The sequence below is a fragment of the Tepidimonas ignava genome (genome assembly GCF_004342625.1).
GTDB lineage: Bacteria > Pseudomonadota > Gammaproteobacteria > Burkholderiales > Burkholderiaceae_C > Tepidimonas > Tepidimonas ignava.
Map to the genome: position 1 here is coordinate 148292 of NZ_SMAH01000003.1, position 18995 is coordinate 167286.

Genomic DNA, 18995 nt, shown 5'->3' on the forward strand with positions numbered 1-18995 from the left:
TCGGCTACAATCGCGCCATCAGGAGAGAGCCGCCGCACGCCCCGTGGGCACGCGCGGCCGCCGAAGGCGCAGGCCCGCGGGCCGAACGCTCAGGCAAAAGGACTGATGCAGCGCCCCTGCCCGGGGCGCTTGCCTGCTGGAGAGAGGCGTGTCACCGCGACCCCGGTGCGCGCCCACCGAAGGAGCAAACGCCGACACGCCGACCTGAGGGGTGCGGCGCGGCGTGAATCTCTCAGGTAAAGTGGACAGCAGGTGGCCCGACGCCCCCTTGGAGGGCGCCGGTGGAACCACCGTTGCCTGGATACCGTCATGTCCGCCGAACCGACCCCGCTGCTGCACACCCCCTTGCATGACCTGCACCTGGCGCTGGGCGCGCGCATGGTGCCCTTTGCCGGCTACGCGATGCCGGTGCAATACCCCAAGGGCCTGCTGCACGAGCACCAGCACACGCGGCGCGCAGCGGGGCTGTTCGACGTGTCGCACATGGGCCAACTCACCCTGCACGGCCCCGACGCCGCCGCCGCGCTGGAAAGCCTAATACCGATGGACGTGCTGGGTCTGGGGCACCACCGGCAGCGCTACGGCCTGCTGCTGAACGACGACGGCGGCATCCTCGACGACCTCATGTTCGTGCACCGCGGCGACGACCTGTACCTGGTCGTCAACGGCGCGTGCAAACACGCCGACTTGGCGCACCTGCAAGCGCGCATCGGCCAGCGCTGCAGCGTGCAGCCCCACTTCGAGCGTGCGTTGCTGGCGCTGCAAGGCCCGCTGGCGGCGCAAGCGCTGCAGCGGCTGCTGCCCGAGGTGCATGCCCTGGTGTTCATGACCGGCATGCCAGCCCGCTGGGAGGGCGCCGAGCTCTACGTTACCCGCAGCGGCTACACAGGCGAAGACGGCTTCGAAATCAGCCTGCCGGCCGAGGCGGCGCGCGCCTTTGCCGAAGCGCTGCTGCGCCAGCCCGAGGTCGAACCGGTGGGGCTGGGGGCGCGCAACTCGCTGCGGCTGGAGGCCGGCCTGTGCCTGTACGGGCACGACATCGACACCACCACCACCCCGGCCGAAGCCGCGCTGGGCTGGGCGATCCAAAAGGTACGCCGCAGCGGTGGCGCGCGCGCGGGCGGCTTTCCTGGTGCCGAGCGGGTGCTGGCGCAACTCGACGGCCGCGAGCCCCCGTCGCGCCTGCGCGTGGGCCTGCGGGCGCTGCAGCGCGTGCCGGTGCGCGAGCCCGCCGCGCTGCACCTGCCTGGGGGCGACGCCCCCGTGGGCCACGTCACCAGCGGGCTGCTGTCGCCCACGCTCGACCAACCGATTGCGATGGGCTATGTCGCCCGTGACCACGCCGCCACCGGCACCGTGCTGCATGCCATCGTGCGTGGCAAGCCGGTGCCGATGGAGGTGGTGCCGCTGCCGTTCGTGCCCCCCCGCTACCACCGCGGCTAAGTCCTCGCCCCCGTTTGCCAACCCGTTGCTGGAGAACCTACGATGACCCTGCGCTACACGCCCGAACATGAATGGATCCGCGTCGACGGCGACATCGCCACCGTCGGCATCACCCACCACGCCCAAGACGCCCTGGGCGACGTGGTGTTCGTCGAACTGCCCGAGGTGGGCAAGTCCCTCGCGCAAAAAGACGTCGCCGGCGTCGTCGAGTCGGTCAAGGCGGCGGCGGACGTGTACGCCCCGGTCAGCGGCGAGGTCGTCGAAGTCAACGAAGCGCTGCGCGCGGACCCCTCGCTGGCCAACAGCGACCCGCTGGGCGCAGGCTGGTTTTTCAAGGTGCGGCTGAGCAACCCCAGCGAACTCGACGGCCTGCTGGACGAAGCCGCCTACCAGCAACTCGCCCACTGACGCGCGCCCCCGGAGCCCCACACCATGACCGCCCCCACCCCGCTGACGGACCTGGAGCCGGCCGGCGAATTCGTCGCCCGCCACATCGGCCTGGACGCCGACGACCAGGTCCGCATGCTGGCCGCCATCGGCGAAGCCAGCCTGGATGACCTCACGCGCAGCATCGTGCCGCAGGCCATCGCGCGCATCGACGCGATGCAACTGCCCGCCCCCGCCAGCGAGGCCGAGGCGCTGGCCGAGCTCAAGGCCATCGCCAGCCGCAACCGGCTGCTCAAGAGCTTCATCGGCCAGGGCTACTACGGCACCCACACGCCCGGGGTGATCCTGCGCAACATCCTGGAAAACCCCGCCTGGTACACCGCCTACACGCCGTACCAGGCCGAAATTTCGCAGGGGCGCATGGAAGCGCTGGTCAACTTCCAGACCATGGTCGCGGAGCTGACCGGCATGGACATCGCCAACGCCTCGCTGCTGGACGAGGCCACCGCCGCGGCCGAAGCGATGACCCTGGCCAAACGTTCGGTCAAGGCCGGCGGCACGGTGTTGGTCGTCAGCGCCGACTGCCATCCGCAGACCATCGAAGTGGTGCGCACGCGCGCCGAACCGCTGGGGCTGCAGGTGCTGCTGGCCCACAGCCGCGAGCAGTGGCACGCGGCGCTGGCGCGCGACGACGTGTTCGCCGTGCTGACGCAGTACCCCGCGACCACCGGCCGCATCGACGACTGGCGCGACGACGTGGCCACCGTGCACGCCAAGGGGGCGGCCTTCATCGTGGCCACCGATTTGCTGGCGCTCACGCTGCTGACGCCGCCGGGTGAATGGGGCGCCGACATCGTGGTCGGCAGCGCGCAACGCTTGGGCATGCCTATGGGGGCGGGCGGGCCGCACGCGGGCTTTTTGTCCTGCCGTGACGCCTTCAAGCGCTCGATGCCTGGGCGGCTGGTGGGCGTCAGCGTCGACACCCACGGCCAGCCCGCGTACCGCCTGGCGCTGCAAACGCGCGAACAGCACATCCGGCGCGAGAAGGCCACCTCCAACATCTGCACCGCGCAGGTGCTGCCCGCTGTCGTAGCCAGCATGTACGCGGTCTACCACGGACCGCAGGGGCTGCGCCGCATCGCCGAGCGCGTGGCGCGCTACACCGCCATCCTGGCCGCCGGGCTGGCGCAACTGGGCCATACCCCCGCCAACGGCACGGCGTTCGACACCCTGACGCTGCACCTGGGCCAGGGAGCGGCCGCGGCGTTGGCGCGCGCCCGCGCCGCGGGCTACAACCTGCGCGACATGGGCCACGGCAACGTGGGCATCGCGCTGGACGAAACCACCACCCGCGCCGACGTGCAGGCCCTGTGGCAAGCGCTGGCGCTGCCGGGGCAGGCGCTGCCGGACTTCGACGCCCTGGCCGAGCGCGCCGAGCCGTTGCTGCCCGCCACGCTGCGGCGCACCTCGGCGTACCTCACGCACCCGGTCTTCAACACCTACCACAGCGAAACGGCCATGCTGCGCTACCTGCGCCGGCTGGCCGACAAGGACTTGGCGCTGGACCGCACGATGATCCCGCTGGGCTCGTGCACGATGAAGCTCAACGCCACCAGCGAGATGATCCCCATCACCTGGCCGGAGTTCGCCCACGTGCACCCCTTTGCGCCGGCCGACCAACTCGAAGGCTACCGGCTGCTGGACGAACAACTGCGCGCCTGGCTGTGCCAGGCCACGGGCTACGCCGCCATCAGCCTGCAGCCCAACGCCGGCTCGCAGGGCGAATACGCCGGGCTGCTGGCCATTCGCGCCTACCACGCCGCGCGCGGCCAGGCGCAGCGCGACGTGTGCCTGATCCCCACCTCGGCGCACGGCACCAACCCGGCCAGCGCCCAAATGGTCGGCTACCGTGTCGTGCCGGTGGCGTGCGACGCCCAGGGCAACGTCGACATGGCCGACCTGCGCGCCCAATGCGAGCGGCACAGCGAGCGGCTGGCCTGCGTCATGATCACCTACCCCAGCACGCACGGCGTGTTCGAAACCGAAGTCGCCGAGCTGTGCCGCGTCGTGCACGCCCACGGCGGCAAGGTGTACATCGACGGCGCCAACATGAACGCGCTGGTGGGCCTGGCCGCGCCGGGGCAATTCGGCGGTGATGTCAGCCACCTGAACCTGCACAAGACGTTTTGCATTCCCCACGGTGGCGGCGGCCCCGGCGTGGGGCCGGTGTGCGTGGTGGACGACCTGGCCCCCTACCTGCCCGGGCACGCCAGCGCACACGCCGCCGGCGCCTACACGGGTGGCGCGCGCCCCGACGCTGCGGTGGGCGCAGTGTCCGCCGCCCCGCTGGGCAACGCCGCGGTGTTGCCCATCAGTTGGATGTACATCCGCATGATGGGTGCGCAGGGCCTCAAGCGCGCCACGCAAACGGCGATCCTGGCCGCCAACTACATCAGCGCCCGCTTGCGCCCGCACTACCCGACGCTGTACGCCAGCGCCAACGGGCACGTGGCCCACGAGTGCATCCTGGACTGCCGCGGCTTCAAGGACAGCGCGGGAATCATGGCCGAAGACATCGCCAAGCGTCTCATCGACTACGGCTTTCACGCGCCCACGCTGTCGTTCCCTGTGCCCAACACGCTGATGGTGGAGCCCACCGAAAGCGAAAACCTGGCCGAGCTGGACCGCTTCATCGACGCGATGATCGCCATCCGCGAGGAGATCCGCGCGGTCGAGCTGGGCGTGTGGCCGCGCGACGACAACCCACTCAAAAACGCGCCCCACACGGCCGAGCACTGCCTGCAGGGCGAGTGGCGCCACCCCTACCCGCGCGAGCAGGCGGCGGCCCTGCCGTTTCACCGTGCGCACGGCGGCGCGGGCAGCAAATATTGGCCGCCGGTGGGCCGGGTGGACAACGTTTACGGCGACCGCAACCTGTTTTGCAGTTGCGTCCCCGTGGCGGAGCTGGCCGAGGAGGCTTGAGGCGCGGCGCGCCGGCGCTCGCGGCAGCGCGCCGCCAAGCCGCCCGGCGCGGCCACCGGGTAGGCGGCGCCGGTCACGGCTCGCGTGGGCGCCAACCAGGCAACCGCCAACCCAAGGCCACGGCCAGCAACCGACTGCCCGTGGCCACCACCACGCCGGCCAGGCTGGCCCACCCCGACCCCACCTGCAAAGCCGTCAACCCCAGGTACACGGCGCTGCCCGCCAGCGCGCACAGCGCGTACGGACGGTGGTCGCGGTACACGTGGGGCACCTCGTTGCACAGCACGTCGCGCGCCACCCCGCCGACGATCGCGGTGGCGATGCCCATCAGCGCACTGACCAGCGGCGACATCCCGGCCGTCAGGGCGATGCTCGTGCCGGAAATGGCAAACAGCCCCAACCCCAAGGCATCGGCCAGCACCATCAGCCGCGCCCCCGTCTGGCGCAACGCCACCGACAACCACAACGGCGCGGTCACCGCCATGGCCAGCACCAGCCACAGGTAGCCCTCGTGTTCGACCCAGAACAACGGCCGGCGGTCCAGCAACAAGTCGCGCACCGTCCCGCCGCCAAAGGCGCTGGCGAAGGCGACCGAGAACACGCCCACCACGTCCATGCGCTTGCGCATGGCCTCGATCAGACCGGACGTGGCAAACGCCACGGTGCCGCCCACCTCAAAAGCGATCAGAAGCGTCGATGGCAGTTGCATCAGGGGCGATCCATGGTGGACATCGTGGCATCTGTCGCGATGCCAAGTTTGTCTATGCTAACGCACCGAGGCTGTCCCATCGAGGGGACACGCGAGCCAAGCCCCGATCCCAACCGCCAAGTGGGCGCGCTTCGTCCCGCGTGCCCAGGGCACCGGACGGAGGCCGGCGCGGTTGCGTCAGCCGCCGCCGCGGTCGATAATGGCGTCATCATGGCCGACACCGACGCACACACCCTGTTGCCGCAGACCGAAGCGTGGCTGCGTGCCGTGCCGGGGTTGAGCTATCCGCAAGCCCTTGTGACGCAATTTCCTCGCATCGCCAACCAGTTGGCCGAGGTGCGGCACGACCCCGAAGCGCTGCGCGCCGCGTTCCATGAGCTGCTGCAGGATCATCGTGGCAGCCGGCGCGGTTTTCCATTCGAGGTGTTGATGAACCTGATGGCCCTGCGTGAAGCCCTGGTCAAGGACGACACCCCGCCCGAAGTTGACGACGCCACCAAGTGGGTCTCGTAAGGTGGTCGCCGCGGTGCCGGGGGACGGTCATCCGAACACGTAGCTGTCCATCGCCAGGTAACGGTACTGCACCTCGCGCGTGATCGCCTCAGCCTTCGAACCCGCCTGCGGCCAGCGCGCGGCCCCGAGCGCGAAAAACAACGGCATGAAGTGCTCGTCGGTGGGGTGAGCGCGCACGGCGTGCGGCGCGCGCGCACGGTAGTCCAGCAACGCGGGCAGATCGTTGGTCTGCAACGCTTGCCACACCCACGCCGAAAACGCCTGCACATAAGGCTCGGCCGGGTCGTCCAACCCCGGGCGCCCGCCAAAAAACTCCATCAGGTTGTGGGTCAGGCTTCCCGACCCCACCAGCAGCACCCCTTCCTCGCGCAGCGGGGCCAAGGCGGCCCCGATCGCGTACACGTCGGCGGGGCGCGCATCGGCCGGCAGCGCCACCTGCACCACCGGCCAGCGCGCCTGGGGCAGCACAAACCGCAACGGCGACCACCCCCCGTGGTCGCGCGGGCGCTGGGGATCCTCGGCGGTGGCGATGCCGGCGTTGCGCAGCCGCTGGGCAACCGTGTGGGCCAACCCCGGGTCGCCCGGCGCCGGGTACTGCAACCGGTACAGCGCCGGCGGAAAGCCACCAAAGTCGTGCCATGTCGGCGGCATCGGGTGGCTGCCCACCGCCGCCACGGTGTCCATCCAGTGCGGCGACATCACCACCACCGCGCGCAGATCCGCTCGTGCGGCCAGCCCTGCGCCCCACTGCTGCAACGCCACCCCGGCCGCACCGGGCTGCAACGCCATCATGGGCGAACCGTGTGAAACGAACAGCGTTGGCAAACCCCTCATCCACCACCCCTTACCGTTGAATGATGCGCCAGTGCTTGGGGATGATGCGCCACCGCAGGCGCAGCATCGCCGCCCCGTGGGGCTGGCGCATCGGACCCGCGCATGGTACGTCGCCCGGCGCGGCCGAGGGTTGCACAGCGTTGAGCCCAGCATCCAAAACGGCTGCACGCGGGCGGGCACGTCAGCGTCGTGTGAGGGTGCATCGGCGACAATGTCGCCATGGACCGCTACGCCGTCATCGGCCACCCGATTGGCCACAGCAAGTCGCCGCTCATCCACACCCTGTTCGCCCAGGCCACTGGCCAGGCCATGGAATACACCGCCATCGAAGCGCCGCGGGACGGCTTTGCCGCCACGGTGGATGCGTTTCGGGCCGCGGGCGGCCGTGGGCTCAACGTGACGCTGCCCTTCAAGCTGCAAGCGCACGACTACGCCGACGAGGTCAGCGAGCGTGCCCGCGTGGCCGGTGCGGCCAACGCGCTGGCGTTTGACGGCGCGCGCTGCCGTGCCGACAACTTCGACGGCGTGGGGCTGCTGCGTGACATCACCGTCAACCTGGCACGGCCCCTGGCGGGCCAACGCGTGCTGGTGCTGGGCGCGGGCGGCGCCGCCCGCGGCGTGCTGCAGCCCCTGCTGCAGGCCAACCCCGCCAGCTTGGTCGTGGCCAACCGCACCCCGGCCAAGGCGCACGACCTGGTCGAGCACGTTGCCGCCCACGGCCTGGGGCGTGGCGTGCTGCGCGGTACGGGGCTGGACGAGCTGACCACACTGGGCGCGTTCGATGTCGTCATCAACGCCACCGCCGCCAGCCTGGACGCGCAGGCCCTGCCGCTGCCGATGGGTACCTTCGCCCCGGGGGCGCTGGCCTACGATATGGTCTATGGCCAGGGTCTGACGCCGTTTCTGCGCCAGGCCCGCGAGCAAGGCGCCACACGGCTGGCCGACGGCATTGGCATGCTGGTCGAACAGGCCGCCGAAGCGTTTGCGTGGTGGCGCGGCGTGCGCCCCGACACCGCCCCGGTGATCCGGGCGCTGGCCACGCCCCTGGTCTAGCGCGCCCGCCCCACGCTGCATCAACTTGCACTGAGCACGCCCGCCCACGATGAACCAGCTCGACGCCCTCAAGCGCCACACCACCGTCGTCGCCGACACCGGTGACTTTTTGCAGATCGCCCAATTCCAGCCCCGCGACGCCACCACCAACCCGTCGCTGATCCTCAAATCGGTGCGCAAGCCCGAGTACGCCCCGCTGTTGGATGAGGTGCTGAGGCGCCACCGCAACCGGGCGCGCGACGAGCAGGTGGACCGCCTGCTGGTGCGCTTTGGCACCGAAATCCTGCGCATCGTCCCCGGGCGCGTGTCCACCGAAGTCGACGCACGCCTGAGCTTCGACACCGCCGCCACCGTCGAGCGGGCGCGGCGCCTCATTGCCCTGTACGAAGCCGAAGGCGTGCCCCGTGAGCGCGTGCTGATCAAAATCGCCGCCACGTGGGAAGGCATCCGCGCCGCCGAACGCCTGGAGCGTGACGGCATCCACACCAACCTGACCCTGCTGTTCAGCTTTTGCCAGGCGGTGGCGTGCGCCGACGCGGGCGTGCGGCTCATCTCGCCGTTCGTGGGCCGCATCTACGACTGGCACAAGGCACGCGCCGGTGCCCAGTGGAGCGAAGCCGCAATGGCCGGCCCTGCCGACCCCGGCGTGCAATCCGTCGCGCGCATCTGGCGCCACTACAAGCACTTCGGCATCGCCACCGAGGTCATGGGCGCGAGCTTTCGCAACACCGGCCAGATCCTGGCCTTGGCGGGCTGCGACCTGCTCACCATCAGCCCGGAGCTGTTGGCCAGGCTGGCCGATACGCCCGGCGACGTGGCACCGCAGCTCGACCCCGACGAAGCGCGCCGCGCCGACCTGCCCGAGGTGCACTACCGCGCTGCGGACGAAGCGGCGTTTCGCCTCGCCCTCAACGACGACGCGATGGCCACCGAGAAGCTGGCCGAGGGCATCCGGCTGTTTGCCGCCGACGCGCACACGCTCGACGCCCTGCTGGCCAGCCGCTGAACGCGTGCGCTGGTCGGCGCCGCGCGCGTTGCGCTACAGTTGCGCACTCTGCCATCCGAGACCGCCATGTCCAGCGACGTCACGCTGCCGCCCATCCCACCCAAGCGTTACTTCACCATCGGTGAAGTGAGCGAGCTGTGCGCCGTCAAGCCCCACGTGCTGCGCTACTGGGAGCAGGAGTTCACGCAACTGCGCCCGATGAAGCGCCGCGGCAACCGACGCTACTACCAGCACCACGAGGTGCTGATGATCCGCCGCATCCGGGAGCTGCTGTACGAGGAAGGCTTCACCATCCAGGGCGCGCGCAACCGCCTGGCCGAATGGACGCGCCAGCAACGCCAACAACGTCGCCCCGGCTGGGACGATACCCTGCCGCCCGACGACCCGGACGACGACAGCGCCACACCGGCGCTGACCGACGGCCTGGACCGGTTGGCCGCGGCCCTGCGCCAACTGCCGGCCGAGGCACAGCTTGCGCTGCGCGCGGAGCTGCAAGCCATCCGCGACCTGGTGGCCGAAGCCGCTGCCGACCCGCCCGCGTCCGCGCGAGCCCCCGCGGTTGCCGTATAATGGAGGTCTTCGGCGTGTAGCGCAGCCTGGTAGCGCACTTGCATGGGGTGCAAGGGGTCGCGAGTTCGAATCCCGCCACGCCGACCATTCACCGCAGGGGCTTGCATGGCACACCATGCAAGTCCTTGTTTTTTGCGCCATCGCACGGCACGAGATCGCGCCGTCGGTCACCTCGGCCAGCGGCGGGTCGGGGTCGCTGAAACCACCCGCTCAGGGGCGCGCGCGCAGGGCCTCGGCGTGGGCGCGTATCGCCCGTCGCTCGCCCTCGTCCACCCGCGCGAGGTTGTTGACCTGCATGACGGTGCGTGGGTTGGCGGCCAACAACGCTTCGTGCCGCAGCAAAAAGTCCCAGTACAGCGTGGTGTACGGGCACGCCCGTGGCCCGGTGCGGGCAGCGGGATCGTATCGGCACTGCGCGCAATAGCGCCCGGCGGCCATGCGCTCGATGTATTTGCCGCTGGCGATGTAGGGTTTGCTCGCCATGCGCCCGCCGTCGGCAAACTGCCCCATGCCGATGACATTGGGCAGCTCCACCCATTCCACCGCATCGACGTACACGGCCAAAAACCAGTCGCTGATCTGGCGCGGCTCGACACCCAACAGCAGCGCGTACAGACCAATCACCATCAAGCGCTGGATGTGGTGGGCGTAGCCCAAGCGCAAGGTCTGCGTCAAGGCGTCACGCAGACACGCCAGGTCGGTGTCGCCGCTCCAGAAAAAAGCCGGCAGCGGCGCGTGGGCCCCCAGTGCGTTGAGCGCTGCGTAAGCGGGCATCTGCGTCCAGTAGATGCCGCGCACATACTCGCGCCAGCCCAAGATTTGGCGAATAAAACCCTCGGCGCTGCGCAGTGGCACGCGGCCGGCACGCCACGCCGCCTCGGCGGCCGCCACCACCTCGCGCGGCTGCAGCAGCTTGAGGTTGAGCGCCGCTGACAGGCGCGCGTGCCACAGCCAAGGACGCCCCGGCCACAGCGCATCTTGCCAGCGCCCGAAGTCACCCAAGCGGTGGGTGATGAAGTCGTCCAGCGCGGCCAAGGCCTGCGCCCGCGTCAGGGGCCAGTCGAACCGCTCCAGCGCGCCCGGATGGCTGGCGAAGCGGCGACGCACCAACGCGATGACCTCGCGGGTGACGGCGTCGGGCGCAAAGCTCAGCGGGTCGGGCACCGGCGGCGGGCCGGCCACCGGGTCGAAGCGCTCGCGGTTGTCCGCATCGAAATTCCACTGCCCGCCGGCTGGTCGGTCGCCGTCCATCAACACACGGTGCCGGCGGCGCATCTCGCGGTAGAAAAATTCCAGGCGCAATGACTGGCGGCCCTTGGCATAGGCGGCAAAGTCACGCACCGTGACCCAAAAATGGCGATCATCGCGCAGCTCCAGCGGCACGGCCAACGCCTTGGCCTGGGCGCGCAAGGCGTGCAGCACACGCCAATCGCCCGGCGCCGTCAGGATCAACCGCTGCGGGCGCAGCGCCTGCACCGCCCGCGCGAGCTCCCCCGCCAGCGTGCCCGTGTTGTGCTCGTCGTCCAGATGGGTGTAACGCAGCGCCCAGCCCCGGGCCCTTACTTCGGCCGCAAAGTGCCGCATCGCCGCCAGAAACATCACGATGCGCGGCTGGGCCGACCACACATGCGTCGACTCCTCGGCCACTTCCGCCATCCACACGGCGTCGTGCCCGGGGTCGAACCCATCGAACGCGCTGGATGCCAGGTCGAGCTGGTCGCCCAACACGAGCACCAGGTGACGCAGGGGCTGTGGGACCGGACGCGGCGCGGCCCTCATGGGTGCCCTTCAGGGCGAGCACGGCGCTGCGCTTGGGCCTGCCCACGGCACGCCTCGCTGCAGTAGCGCACCTGTTCCCAGTTCTTGGCCCACGCCCGCCGCCAGCTCATGGGCCGCCCGCACACGGCGCACGGCTTGCTGGGCAAGCTGGCCTTGTTGCCTTTGTACCCCCGCGGTAGAGCGCTTCGCATGCAAGTCAGTCTCTCGGGCAGCCTTCGTCCCGTGCAAGCATGCCACAGCCGCACGGACCGCGCGCGCATCAGGGTCGACACCGTCACCGCTCGCAGACAGCGCCCGACCAGGCCTGGGGGCTGCGAGCGGCGGCGTCAGTGGCCTGTGGCCGACGAGCCGCAGCAGCCCCCATGGCCGCGCGCCTGGATCGGCGGGCACGGCACCGTGCCGTAGGAGCAGTACACACAGCAGTCGCCCGGCTTGGGCTTGAGCACCGTGTGGCATTGCTCGCACTCGTAAAACCACTGGCAGGCGTCGGTGGGCATCGTTTCGGTCTTGGCATAACCACACGCGGGGCACGTCAGCGTGGATTGCAGGATCGGTTGTGTCATGTGGCGTTCATCGCTGTGGTGAAGGTGTGGGCCGCGCCCCTGGATCCAGCGCGCCCGAGCCTGCACGCCAAGCCTCGCTGTCCACGGGCGCTTGGGCCTTTGTGCGGTAAGCTTACTTCCGTACCTACGTACGGCGTCAAGCGCCATGCACCAAGCTCCAGCCGCCATGACCATCGGTACCCTGGCCACTGCGGCCGGGGTGAACGTTGAAACCATCCGCTTCTACCAGCGCAAGGGCTTGATGCGCCAGCCCGACCGGCCCGCGGGCGGCATCCGCCGCTACGGCGCGCCGGACCTGGCGCGCCTGCGCTTCATCAAGTCGGCGCAACGGCTGGGGTTCAGCTTGGACGAGGTCGGGGCATTGCTCACGCTCGAAGACGGATCGCACTGCACCGAGGCCCGCGCGCGGGCCGCGCGCAAGTTGGCCGACGTGCGCGCCCGCTTGGCCGGCCTGCGCCGCATCGAAGCCGCACTGCACGAGCTTGTGCAGCGCTGCGACGCCGCCCAGGGCACGGTGCGCTGTCCGCTGATCCAGGCCCTGCGCGAGGTGTGACGATGGAACTGATCAAAGTGACCCTCTTGTTTGCCGTCACGGCCGTCGCGGAAATCGTCGGCTGCTACCTGCCCTGGCTCGTCCTCAAGCAAAGCAAGCCCGTTTGGCTGCTGCTGCCGGCCACCGTGTCGCTAGGGCTGTTTGTGTGGCTGTTGACCCTGCACCCGGCGGCGGCAGGGCGCACCTACGCGGCCTATGGCGGGATGTACATCGCCGTGGCGCTGGTCTGGCTGTACGTCGTCGATGGCGTGACCCTGACCCGCTGGGACCTTGCCGGCGCTGGCATCGCGCTGGTGGGGATGGCCGTCATCGCGCTGCAGCCGACCACCGCGGGCACCTGAGGCCCTGCCCCATCGAACCTGAACACGCCCATGAACCGGCGGTGATGCTGGGCCACGTGCGCGGTGGTCCGACTGGGGTGCAGGACCACGTGCGGCACAGACGGCCCCAACCCGCGCGTGGCGGGGGAGTTTCCGGCAAGAAACCGAAGTCTCGCCGGCGATAAAAAAGCCCGGAGACCGTCCGAGCCTGGGTGTTTGGTGGTGCAGACGCGACCGGAATCCAACCCACTCTCTCAACGATTGAGCAATCCCGGGCAATCCTGCGGGTTGTTGTGGACGCAATGGCCTCGGCAATGAACGCCGGTCAGTCGTCGGCCCTGCAAAATTCATCTCGCGGCGCCGACGAGAAGCGCCGGACGTGCAAGAGTAGCGAGTCGACTCGCCGACGCTGCGAGCGCTGACAGCAGCCAAAGCGAGCGCAAAAAGGCTGGAGCAATGCCCCGCCGGGCGATGGCACGCAGCAGCCAGCGGATGTTGAAGCCGGCTGCGCACAACACCGCATGCAGCGCGTCGCCCTCAGCCCCCTTGAGCCAGCAGCGCTTCATGCCGTGATCGTGCTTGGCATGCCCGATGGCCGGCTCGACCGCCTGACGCCGCTTCAGCCAGCGCCGCTGGCTGCGCGTGAGCGAGCGGCTCTTGCCGCGATGGATCAATGTCACCGCGCCAATGTCGGCATCCGCCCCCCGGTAGCCCAGGTCGACGATGGCCGTGTGCGGCTTGACGCCCAGGTCCTGCAGCAAGACGGTGGTCTGCTCCAGTTGCTCGGCCAGCGTGTGGCCGTCGTAGGGGTTGCCCGGCAGGCTGCGCGCACCGACCATCAAGCCCTGTTTGGCGCTCACCGCCACGCTGACCTTCACACCGAACTCATAGGGCTGGCGAGCCTTGCCCTTGCCGATGCACTCGACCTCCGGCGCATGCAGCGCGTACAGCTTGTGCTTGTCCTTGGGGCGCTGCGAGCGGATGCGCTCGGCGCGCTCCAGCCATGGCTGCAGGCGATCACGCACGTCTTGCGGCGCTGCCAGCAGGCGGCGTTGCACGTCGCGCAGCACGCGCCCGAGCGCGTGACCACGGACCGCTTCCTCGGTTTGCTCGACGGCCTGCACGCGCGCGTGCAGCATCCTTGGACGACCGAATCGCTGGCACGCGAGGCGCTGTTGTCGCGCTCCGCGTTCGCCGAGCGCTTCACGCGCGTGCTCGGGATGCCGCCGATGACCTACCTCACCCGCTGGCGCATGTACGTGGCCGCCCGGCGGCTGCGCGAGTCGGCAGTGCCCATCGGGCGCATCGCCGCGGAGGTCGGCTACGAGTCGGAATCGACCTTCTCACGCGCGTTCGCGCGCGAAATGGGCCTGGCGCCCGGCACGTTCCGGCGCGGCGGGGGGCCGCCCGGGCGGGCGGTCCTTCACTCGCCTTCCCAGTAGTCCAGGCTCCCCTCTGCCCGGCCCATGTACGCGAAGCCGTGTTCGGGATCCAGCACACCGAACTTGCCGGTGTCAGGGTAGTGGCAGACCTCCGGCGTGCCTGCGGTGCTGACTGCCAGCACCTTCAGCTCTGCCGTGCCGGTGTTGACGATCTGGTGGGCCGTCTCGGGGCCACCCGCCGGGCAGGCGATCACGTCGCCCCGGCGGATCGCGTAGGTCTGCCCCCCGATGCGCACCTCGCCCTGGCCCTCGATGACGAAGAACATCTCCTCGTTGACGGTGTGGCAGTGATAGGGATAGGCGCGCTTGCCGGGGGCGATCACCGTCACGTTGTAGCCGAGTTGCCGGGCGCCTAGCATGCGGCCGACCGGCGCCATGCGCCCTCCGTACCGCTGCGCGGGCATCTCCGAGCCCCATCGCCGCGAGAGCTCACCCAGGTCGGTGTAGTCCGCTTCGTCGATGTTGACGATCGGTCACGTCATGCTGCCTCCGCAAGTCCATATGTGTGTGCGGCAAGCGTAGCGCAGCATCGCGGCCGCGGCCCGTCCCTCCTGCTGCGGCTCAGGTCGCCGGGTCGCGATGCCCCGCGAGCGCGCGCAGCCGCGCCTGCCACGGTCCGGGACGCCCGAGGTACTCGCCGGCCTCGATCGTCGAAAGGCGCCCCCCTCGTTCCAGCACGAACGTCGGAAAGCCGCGTGCGCCGACCTGGGCCATCCAGGTCCGGGTGTCGGCAAGGTGCGCTTGCGTGCGGGCGCCGAGCGTCTCGTCCAGCGCCTGCTCGAACGCGGTCTCGTCCAGGCCGATGTCCTTCGCCAGCGCGACCAGCACCTCGCGCTCGGCCAGCTTGCGCCCTTCCACGTAGTGCGCGGCCTGCAGGCGCGTCAGCAGATCCAGACCCCGGCCGGCGATCTGGTCGGCGGCCAGCACGGCGGCGATGGGCGGCTCCGAGTCGAGCACGGCCGAGGGGTCGCGCAACAGGCCATCGGTGTACGCCTCCCCGAAAGGCTGCCCCGTGAGCTGCGCGATGCGCCGGTCGTGCGGCAGGACATAGCCGCGCAACTCGGGAGTCACGGGCCGGCGGTTCGCGCCGACAAAGAGCCCGCCCGCGTGCAGGCGGATCTCCATCGCGGGCATCTGGCGCGCGGCCGCGACGAGCGGCGAGGCGGCATAGCACCAGCCGCAGAGGGGATCGTGGATGTAGTGCAGGACGGCATCGGCCATGGCGGACTTCCTCGGGGCGAAGACGCACGCGCCCTGCACGTGCCGCGGGCCCCAGGCCAAGTGTGCCACTGCGCCTGCCCGCCGCCCCGCGGCGCGAAGGCCGCGCGGGGTGAGGCCACGCACCGCCCTCCAGGGCCTGTCACGGGCGAGTCACGAAGCCGCCAGAACATGGGGACTTTGCCCGCCAACGACCTGGAAGAACGAAATGACTCTGCTGCCCGCTTCATGCCTTGCCCGCACGCCGATCCGCTCCCTGCTGGCCGCCGCCTGCGCGACAGTCCTGATGGCTGCCTGCGGCGGCAGCGACGGGGATGGCGCGTCCACCCCCCCGCCCGCGCCCGCACCGGAGCCGACGCCCACGGCGATGACGCTGCGCAAGATCGGCGGCTTCGCGCACACCGGCGGCGAGTCCTCCGCGGAGATCACGGCCTACGACCCCGCGAGCAAGCGGCTCTTCGTCGTCAACGGCGCGCTCGGCACCGTCGACGTGCTGGACCTGGCCGATCCCGCCGCTCCCGCGCAGATCGGCACCCTCACGCTGGAGGCCAACGAGAGTGCCAACAGCGTCGCGGTGCGCAACGGCGTGGTGGCGGTCGCGGTGCAGGCCGCCGTGAAAACGGACCCCGGCCGGGTCGTCTTCTACAACGCGGCGACCCTGGCGCAGCTGGCCAGCGTGACGGTGGGCGCGCAGCCCGACATGCTCACCTTCACCCCCGACGGCAAGACCCTGCTGACAGCCAACGAAGGCGAGCCCAACGGCTACGGCCAGCCCGACTCGGTCGACCCCGAGGGGTCGGTGAGCGTGATCGACGTCTCCGCCCTCACGCCGACCAGCCAGGGCGCGGCCCTTCCGGTGCGCACGGCCGGCTTCGCCGGCTTCAACGGGCAGCTCGACGCGTTGCGCGCGGCAGGCGTGCGCATCTACGGCCCCAACGCCACCGTGGCGCAGGACCTGGAGCCCGAGTACATCGCCGTCTCCTCCGACAGCAAGACGGCCTACGTCACCTTGCAGGAGAACAACGCCCTGGCCATCGTCGACATCGCGAGCGCCTCCGTCACCGCGATCAAGCCCCTCGGCCTGAAGGACCACAGCCTGCCGGGCAACGGCCTGGATGCGAGCGACGAGGACGATGGCACGAACACCAACAGCGGCACGCCGGCAGTGAAGATCGTCAACCGACCCGTCAAAGGCATGTACCAGCCGGACGCGATCGCCTACTACACGGTGGACGGCAAGGGCTACCTCGTCACCGCGAACGAGGGCGACGCCCGCGAGTGGCCCGGCCTGAAGGAGGAGTCGCGCGTGCGCACCTACTGCAACGCGGCAGGGTTGGACCCGACGGTGTTCCCCGATGCCACCCTGCTCTTCGATTCCAACCTCGGCCGGCTGACCATCACGACCATGCCCAATGGCGGCCGCAACGGCAAGAACGCAAGCGGGCAGTGCAACGAGCTGCTCGCGCTGGGCGGACGCTCGTTCTCGGTATGGTCGGCCGACGGGGATCTGGTGTGGGACTCCGGCGATCAGCTCGAGCGCCACACCGCCGCGCTCGCCCCCGCAATCGCCGCCTTCAACGCGAGCAACGGCAACAACAACCTCGACGACCGCAGCGACAACAAGGGACCGGAACCCGAAGGTGTCGTGCTCGCCACCTTTGGCGCCAAGACGTATGCCTTCATCGGCCTGGAGCGCGTGGGCGGCGTGATGGTCTACGACGTCACGGCACCGACCGCGCCGACCTACGTGACCTACCTCAACACCCGCAGCGGCCAGACCGGCGACCTCGGCCCCGAAGGCCTCACCTTCATCCCGGCCAAGGACTCACCCAACGGCCAACCCCTGCTCGTGGTCGGCCACGAAGTCAGCGGCACCACCACGATCCTGCAGATCGACCTGAGCTACTGAGGTAGGCGCCGGACGGCGCAAAAGAGAGCGCCCAACTCCTCACGAGGTTGGGCGTTTGGATCACGGCTTGACGGTTCGGCTCTACCCATGTGGCCTGCCATGCGCTTTCGCGGGCTCCCGAGGAAGTCCGCGTGCGTCAGCAGCTTGCCGGCGGCGATCAGGCGTTCGTAGAAGGCCTGGACGACGGGGTTGCGGCGACTGGCGGTCAGTGCTGGCGTGTACAGCACGCGGCGCGCGAGCAGGTGCGGTTGCTTGACTGCCGCCACGCCGCCCGCTGCCGGAGCCGCCTGCGGGCGGCTTTTTTGCGCTTCGTCGCGCCCGGGTCGCCGCCGCAAGGCAGTTTCTGACTACAACCGGGGGTCTCTAAGTCGTCGGCCCTGCAAAATTCATTTCGCGGCGCCGACGAGAAGCGCCGGACGTGCAAGAGTAGCGAGTCGACTCGCGGACGCGGCGAGCGTTGACAGCAGCCAAAGCGAGCGCAAAAAGGCTGGAGCAATGCCCCGCCGGGCGATGGCACGCAGCAGCCAGCGGATGTTGAAGCCGGCTGCGCACAACACCGCATGCAGCGCGTCGCCCTCAGCCCCCTTGAGCCAGCAGCGCTTCATGCCGTGATCGTGCTTGGCATGCCCGATGGCCGGCTCGACCGCCTGACGCCGCTTCAGCCAGCGCCGCTGGCTGCGCGTGAGCGAGCGGCTCTTGCCGCGATGGATCAATGTCACTGGCCGAAGCCCGTGCCGAGTCGGAGCGCCTTCGTCGGCTCGCGTCGGGGGGCGGGGCCTGAATTGTCGTACCACTGAAGTTGGTCTTCCAACCGATGCCACGCTGGGTGTTCGGCCACCGATCCCTGCATAGTGCCCTGGCTCACCTGCCGACCGCCTTGGCCATCTGTCATCCCCCCTCCCGCCGCTTGGCTGTTCAAAGATGCACAAGTTTGACGTATCCTTGCCAAGATTACCATCATCACCGGCCGCAGTCCTGTTGCCGGGCGGGGAAGCGATGAAAGACGACACTGGAGAGATATTCACGCTCGACGAGGTGGCTGCCTACCTCAAGGTCGGCAAACGCACGGTCTATCGCTTGGCGGCGGGCAGGAAGATCCCCGCATTCAAAGTCGGTGGCACGTGGCGATTCCGGCGCCAGGAAATCGACCTGTGGATCAAGAAGCAGACGGCGGAAGCCCAGGGCGACGATGGTCCTGGCGGGGCTCATGGCGGCAATGGGTGAAGGGCTGCCGGATGCTCACACGACTGGACCGTCTCGTAGACGAAATCGCGGCCCTGCACAGCAAGCTGATCCTGCTTGTTGGGCGCCCTGGATGCGGCAAGAGCGCGCTGCTGGCCGAGCTGGCCAATCAGCGCGGTATGAAGGTAATGAATGTCGGAGCGGTGTTGGGAAAGCGTCTCGCGGCGCTGCCGCAGCGGCAACGGGCGCTCCAGGCCAACGTCGCCCTGCGGGAGCTGGCAGATGAATATGCAAGCGGCGATCTACTCCTGCTCGACAACATCGAGCTGCTGTTTGATCAGTCGCTCAAGCTCGATCCGCTGGATCTGCTCAAGCGCCACGCTCATGCCCGGCGTGTGGTGGCGGTGTGGCCGGGAGAGTTACGGGATGGCCGCCTGATCTACGCGGAGATGGGGCATCCGGAATATCAGGACTACGGCCTCGACGGCCTGGTCCCGTTCGAGATTGAAACGGTGGGGTAAAGAGGAAAACG

Annotated in this window: 20 protein-coding genes, 1 tRNA gene, 2 pseudogenes and 2 riboswitches; of the genes and pseudogenes, 14 read left to right on the forward strand and 9 right to left on the reverse strand. The window is 69.6% G+C overall.

Annotated features, from left to right (window positions below):
* Nucleotides 1–9: 9 nt before the first annotated feature.
* Nucleotides 10–111: riboswitch (glycine riboswitch) on the forward strand.
* Nucleotides 112–126: 15 nt separating this feature from the next.
* Nucleotides 127–259, forward strand: a riboswitch (glycine riboswitch).
* A gap of 50 nt (nucleotides 260–309) precedes the next feature.
* Genes gcvT through gcvP form a run of 3 tightly spaced genes read left to right on the forward strand, consistent with a single transcriptional unit; the run spans nucleotide 310 to nucleotide 4812 of the window.
* Nucleotides 310–1443 (forward strand): glycine cleavage system aminomethyltransferase GcvT, encoded by a 1134-nt coding sequence (gene gcvT / locus EDC36_RS03275; protein ID WP_132961826.1) that lies wholly within the window; start codon nucleotides 310–312, stop codon nucleotides 1441–1443.
* Between the two features lie 42 nt (nucleotides 1444–1485).
* Nucleotides 1486–1851, forward strand: coding sequence for a glycine cleavage system protein GcvH (gcvH, locus tag EDC36_RS03280; RefSeq protein ID WP_132961827.1), 366 nt, complete (start codon nucleotides 1486–1488; stop codon nucleotides 1849–1851).
* A gap of 24 nt (nucleotides 1852–1875) precedes the next feature.
* Nucleotides 1876–4812, forward strand: a complete 2937-nt coding sequence (gene gcvP / locus EDC36_RS03285) for an aminomethyl-transferring glycine dehydrogenase (RefSeq protein ID WP_132961828.1) — start codon at nucleotides 1876–1878, stop codon at nucleotides 4810–4812.
* A gap of 73 nt (nucleotides 4813–4885) precedes the next feature.
* On the opposite strand, the gene EDC36_RS03290 is transcribed toward gcvP, so the two are convergent.
* Complete coding sequence (locus EDC36_RS03290) at nucleotides 4886–5521, reverse strand: trimeric intracellular cation channel family protein (RefSeq protein WP_132961829.1); 636 nt, start codon at nucleotides 5519–5521, stop codon at nucleotides 4886–4888.
* 210 nt (nucleotides 5522–5731) lie between these two features.
* On the opposite strand from EDC36_RS03290, the gene EDC36_RS03295 reads away from it, so the two are divergent.
* A complete protein-coding gene (locus EDC36_RS03295) occupies nucleotides 5732–6034 on the forward strand; it encodes a hypothetical protein (RefSeq protein ID WP_132961830.1) in 303 nt (100 codons plus the stop codon).
* Between the two features lie 27 nt (nucleotides 6035–6061).
* Here the strand turns inward: EDC36_RS03295 and EDC36_RS03300 are convergent, their stop codons facing one another.
* On the reverse strand, nucleotides 6062–6868 hold the full coding sequence (locus EDC36_RS03300) for a DODA-type extradiol aromatic ring-opening family dioxygenase (RefSeq protein ID WP_132961831.1): 807 nt from the start codon (nucleotides 6866–6868) through the stop codon (nucleotides 6062–6064).
* Nucleotides 6869–7087: 219 nt separating this feature from the next.
* Here EDC36_RS03300 and aroE point away from each other — a divergent pair, with 219 nt between their 5' ends.
* From aroE to EDC36_RS03320, 4 genes are all read left to right on the forward strand, one after another.
* Entirely contained in the window at nucleotides 7088–7921 is an 834-nt protein-coding gene (aroE, locus tag EDC36_RS03305; RefSeq protein WP_132961832.1) for a shikimate dehydrogenase, read from the forward strand.
* Nucleotides 7922–7970: 49 nt separating this feature from the next.
* Nucleotides 7971–8927, forward strand: a complete 957-nt coding sequence (tal, locus tag EDC36_RS03310; RefSeq protein WP_132961833.1) for a transaldolase — start codon at nucleotides 7971–7973, stop codon at nucleotides 8925–8927.
* 66 nt (nucleotides 8928–8993) lie between these two features.
* Nucleotides 8994–9497 carry a MerR family transcriptional regulator gene (locus tag EDC36_RS03315; RefSeq protein WP_132961834.1) on the forward strand — a complete coding sequence of 168 codons (504 nt, stop codon included), beginning with the start codon at nucleotides 8994–8996 and terminating at the stop codon, nucleotides 9495–9497.
* Nucleotides 9498–9507: 10 nt separating this feature from the next.
* A tRNA-Pro gene (locus EDC36_RS03320) sits at nucleotides 9508–9584 on the forward strand.
* Nucleotides 9585–9707: 123 nt separating this feature from the next.
* Here the strand turns inward: EDC36_RS03320 and EDC36_RS03325 are convergent.
* From EDC36_RS03325 to EDC36_RS03335, 3 genes are all read right to left on the reverse strand, one after another.
* Complete coding sequence (locus EDC36_RS03325; RefSeq protein WP_132961835.1) at nucleotides 9708–11276, reverse strand: cryptochrome/photolyase family protein; 1569 nt, start codon at nucleotides 11274–11276, stop codon at nucleotides 9708–9710.
* The gene (locus EDC36_RS03330) at nucleotides 11273–11467 is read right to left on the reverse strand and encodes a DUF2256 domain-containing protein (protein ID WP_132961836.1); all 195 of its coding nucleotides are present in this window, start codon (nucleotides 11465–11467) and stop codon (nucleotides 11273–11275) included. The genes EDC36_RS03325 and EDC36_RS03330 overlap by 4 nt, the downstream gene beginning before the upstream one ends.
* Nucleotides 11468–11602: 135 nt before the next feature.
* Nucleotides 11603–11839, reverse strand: coding sequence for a GDCCVxC domain-containing (seleno)protein (locus EDC36_RS03335; RefSeq protein WP_132961837.1), 237 nt, complete (start codon nucleotides 11837–11839; stop codon nucleotides 11603–11605).
* Nucleotides 11840–12005: 166 nt separating this feature from the next.
* Here EDC36_RS03335 and merR point away from each other — a divergent pair, with 166 nt between their 5' ends.
* Both merR and EDC36_RS03345 read left to right on the forward strand, forming a co-directional pair.
* Nucleotides 12006–12392, forward strand: coding sequence for an Hg(II)-responsive transcriptional regulator (gene merR, locus EDC36_RS03340; RefSeq protein WP_243646455.1), 387 nt, complete (start codon nucleotides 12006–12008; stop codon nucleotides 12390–12392).
* A 2-nt stretch (nucleotides 12393–12394) separates the two neighbouring features.
* Nucleotides 12395–12733 carry a YnfA family protein gene (locus EDC36_RS03345; protein WP_132961839.1) on the forward strand — a complete coding sequence of 113 codons (339 nt, stop codon included), beginning with the start codon at nucleotides 12395–12397 and terminating at the stop codon, nucleotides 12731–12733.
* Between the two features lie 326 nt (nucleotides 12734–13059).
* On the opposite strand, the pseudogene EDC36_RS03350 reads toward EDC36_RS03345, so the two are convergent.
* Nucleotides 13060–13791 (reverse strand): annotated as a pseudogene (locus EDC36_RS03350) (transposase); the annotation flags it as partial.
* 3 nt (nucleotides 13792–13794) lie between these two features.
* On the opposite strand from EDC36_RS03350, the gene EDC36_RS03355 reads away from it, so the two are divergent.
* Entirely contained in the window at nucleotides 13795–14154 is a 360-nt protein-coding gene (locus EDC36_RS03355) for a helix-turn-helix transcriptional regulator (protein WP_207895028.1), read from the forward strand.
* Here the strand turns inward: EDC36_RS03355 and EDC36_RS03360 are convergent.
* Both EDC36_RS03360 and EDC36_RS03365 read right to left on the reverse strand, forming a co-directional pair.
* Complete coding sequence (locus EDC36_RS03360; RefSeq protein ID WP_243646456.1) at nucleotides 14136–14531, reverse strand: cupin domain-containing protein; 396 nt, start codon at nucleotides 14529–14531, stop codon at nucleotides 14136–14138. The genes EDC36_RS03355 and EDC36_RS03360 overlap by 19 nt on opposite strands.
* Before the next feature lie 184 nt (nucleotides 14532–14715).
* Nucleotides 14716–15375 (reverse strand): DsbA family protein, encoded by a 660-nt coding sequence (locus EDC36_RS03365; protein ID WP_132961841.1) that lies wholly within the window; start codon nucleotides 15373–15375, stop codon nucleotides 14716–14718.
* 205 nt (nucleotides 15376–15580) lie between these two features.
* Between EDC36_RS03365 and EDC36_RS03370 the strand changes: the two genes are divergently transcribed.
* Entirely contained in the window at nucleotides 15581–17281 is a 1701-nt protein-coding gene (locus EDC36_RS03370) for a choice-of-anchor I family protein (protein ID WP_132961842.1), read from the forward strand.
* Between the two features lie 386 nt (nucleotides 17282–17667).
* Here EDC36_RS03370 and EDC36_RS03380 read toward each other — a convergent pair.
* A pseudogene (locus EDC36_RS03380) lies at nucleotides 17668–18000 on the reverse strand (transposase); the annotation flags it as partial.
* Between the two features lie 277 nt (nucleotides 18001–18277).
* On the opposite strand from EDC36_RS03380, the gene mads1 reads away from it, so the two are divergent.
* Together mads1 and brxF are read left to right on the forward strand one after the other, a co-directional pair.
* A complete protein-coding gene (gene mads1 / locus EDC36_RS03385; RefSeq protein ID WP_055424393.1) occupies nucleotides 18278–18505 on the forward strand; it encodes a methylation-associated defense system helix-turn-helix domain-containing protein MAD1 in 228 nt (75 codons plus the stop codon).
* An 11-nt stretch (nucleotides 18506–18516) separates the two neighbouring features.
* Entirely contained in the window at nucleotides 18517–18984 is a 468-nt protein-coding gene (gene brxF / locus EDC36_RS03390; RefSeq protein WP_062194137.1) for a BREX-3 system P-loop-containing protein BrxF, read from the forward strand.
* The last annotated feature ends 11 nt before the right edge of the window (nucleotides 18985–18995 follow it).

Coding starts and splice junctions, on each gene's coding strand:
- gcvT (WP_132961826.1), top strand. CDS start 310: ATGTCCGCCGAACCGACCCCGCTGCTGCACACCCCCTTGCATGACCTG.
- EDC36_RS03360 (WP_243646456.1), bottom strand. CDS start 14,531: ATGGCGCCGGTCGGCCGCATGCTAGGCGCCCGGCAACTCGGCTACAAC.
- brxF (WP_062194137.1), top strand. CDS start 18,517: ATGCTCACACGACTGGACCGTCTCGTAGACGAAATCGCGGCCCTGCAC.
- EDC36_RS03330 (WP_132961836.1), bottom strand. CDS start 11,467: ATGCGAAGCGCTCTACCGCGGGGGTACAAAGGCAACAAGGCCAGCTTG.
- EDC36_RS03290 (WP_132961829.1), bottom strand. CDS start 5,521: ATGCAACTGCCATCGACGCTTCTGATCGCTTTTGAGGTGGGCGGCACC.
- mads1 (WP_055424393.1), top strand. CDS start 18,278: ATGAAAGACGACACTGGAGAGATATTCACGCTCGACGAGGTGGCTGCC.
- EDC36_RS03300 (WP_132961831.1), bottom strand. CDS start 6,868: ATGAGGGGTTTGCCAACGCTGTTCGTTTCACACGGTTCGCCCATGATG.
- EDC36_RS03335 (WP_132961837.1), bottom strand. CDS start 11,839: ATGACACAACCGATCCTGCAATCCACGCTGACGTGCCCCGCGTGTGGT.
- EDC36_RS03365 (WP_132961841.1), bottom strand. CDS start 15,375: ATGGCCGATGCCGTCCTGCACTACATCCACGATCCCCTCTGCGGCTGG.
- EDC36_RS03370 (WP_132961842.1), top strand. CDS start 15,581: ATGACTCTGCTGCCCGCTTCATGCCTTGCCCGCACGCCGATCCGCTCC.
- EDC36_RS03295 (WP_132961830.1), top strand. CDS start 5,732: ATGGCCGACACCGACGCACACACCCTGTTGCCGCAGACCGAAGCGTGG.
- tal (WP_132961833.1), top strand. CDS start 7,971: ATGAACCAGCTCGACGCCCTCAAGCGCCACACCACCGTCGTCGCCGAC.
- gcvH (WP_132961827.1), top strand. CDS start 1,486: ATGACCCTGCGCTACACGCCCGAACATGAATGGATCCGCGTCGACGGC.
- EDC36_RS03325 (WP_132961835.1), bottom strand. CDS start 11,276: ATGAGGGCCGCGCCGCGTCCGGTCCCACAGCCCCTGCGTCACCTGGTG.
- merR (WP_243646455.1), top strand. CDS start 12,006: ATGACCATCGGTACCCTGGCCACTGCGGCCGGGGTGAACGTTGAAACC.
- aroE (WP_132961832.1), top strand. CDS start 7,088: ATGGACCGCTACGCCGTCATCGGCCACCCGATTGGCCACAGCAAGTCG.
- EDC36_RS03315 (WP_132961834.1), top strand. CDS start 8,994: ATGTCCAGCGACGTCACGCTGCCGCCCATCCCACCCAAGCGTTACTTC.
- gcvP (WP_132961828.1), top strand. CDS start 1,876: ATGACCGCCCCCACCCCGCTGACGGACCTGGAGCCGGCCGGCGAATTC.
- EDC36_RS03345 (WP_132961839.1), top strand. CDS start 12,395: ATGGAACTGATCAAAGTGACCCTCTTGTTTGCCGTCACGGCCGTCGCG.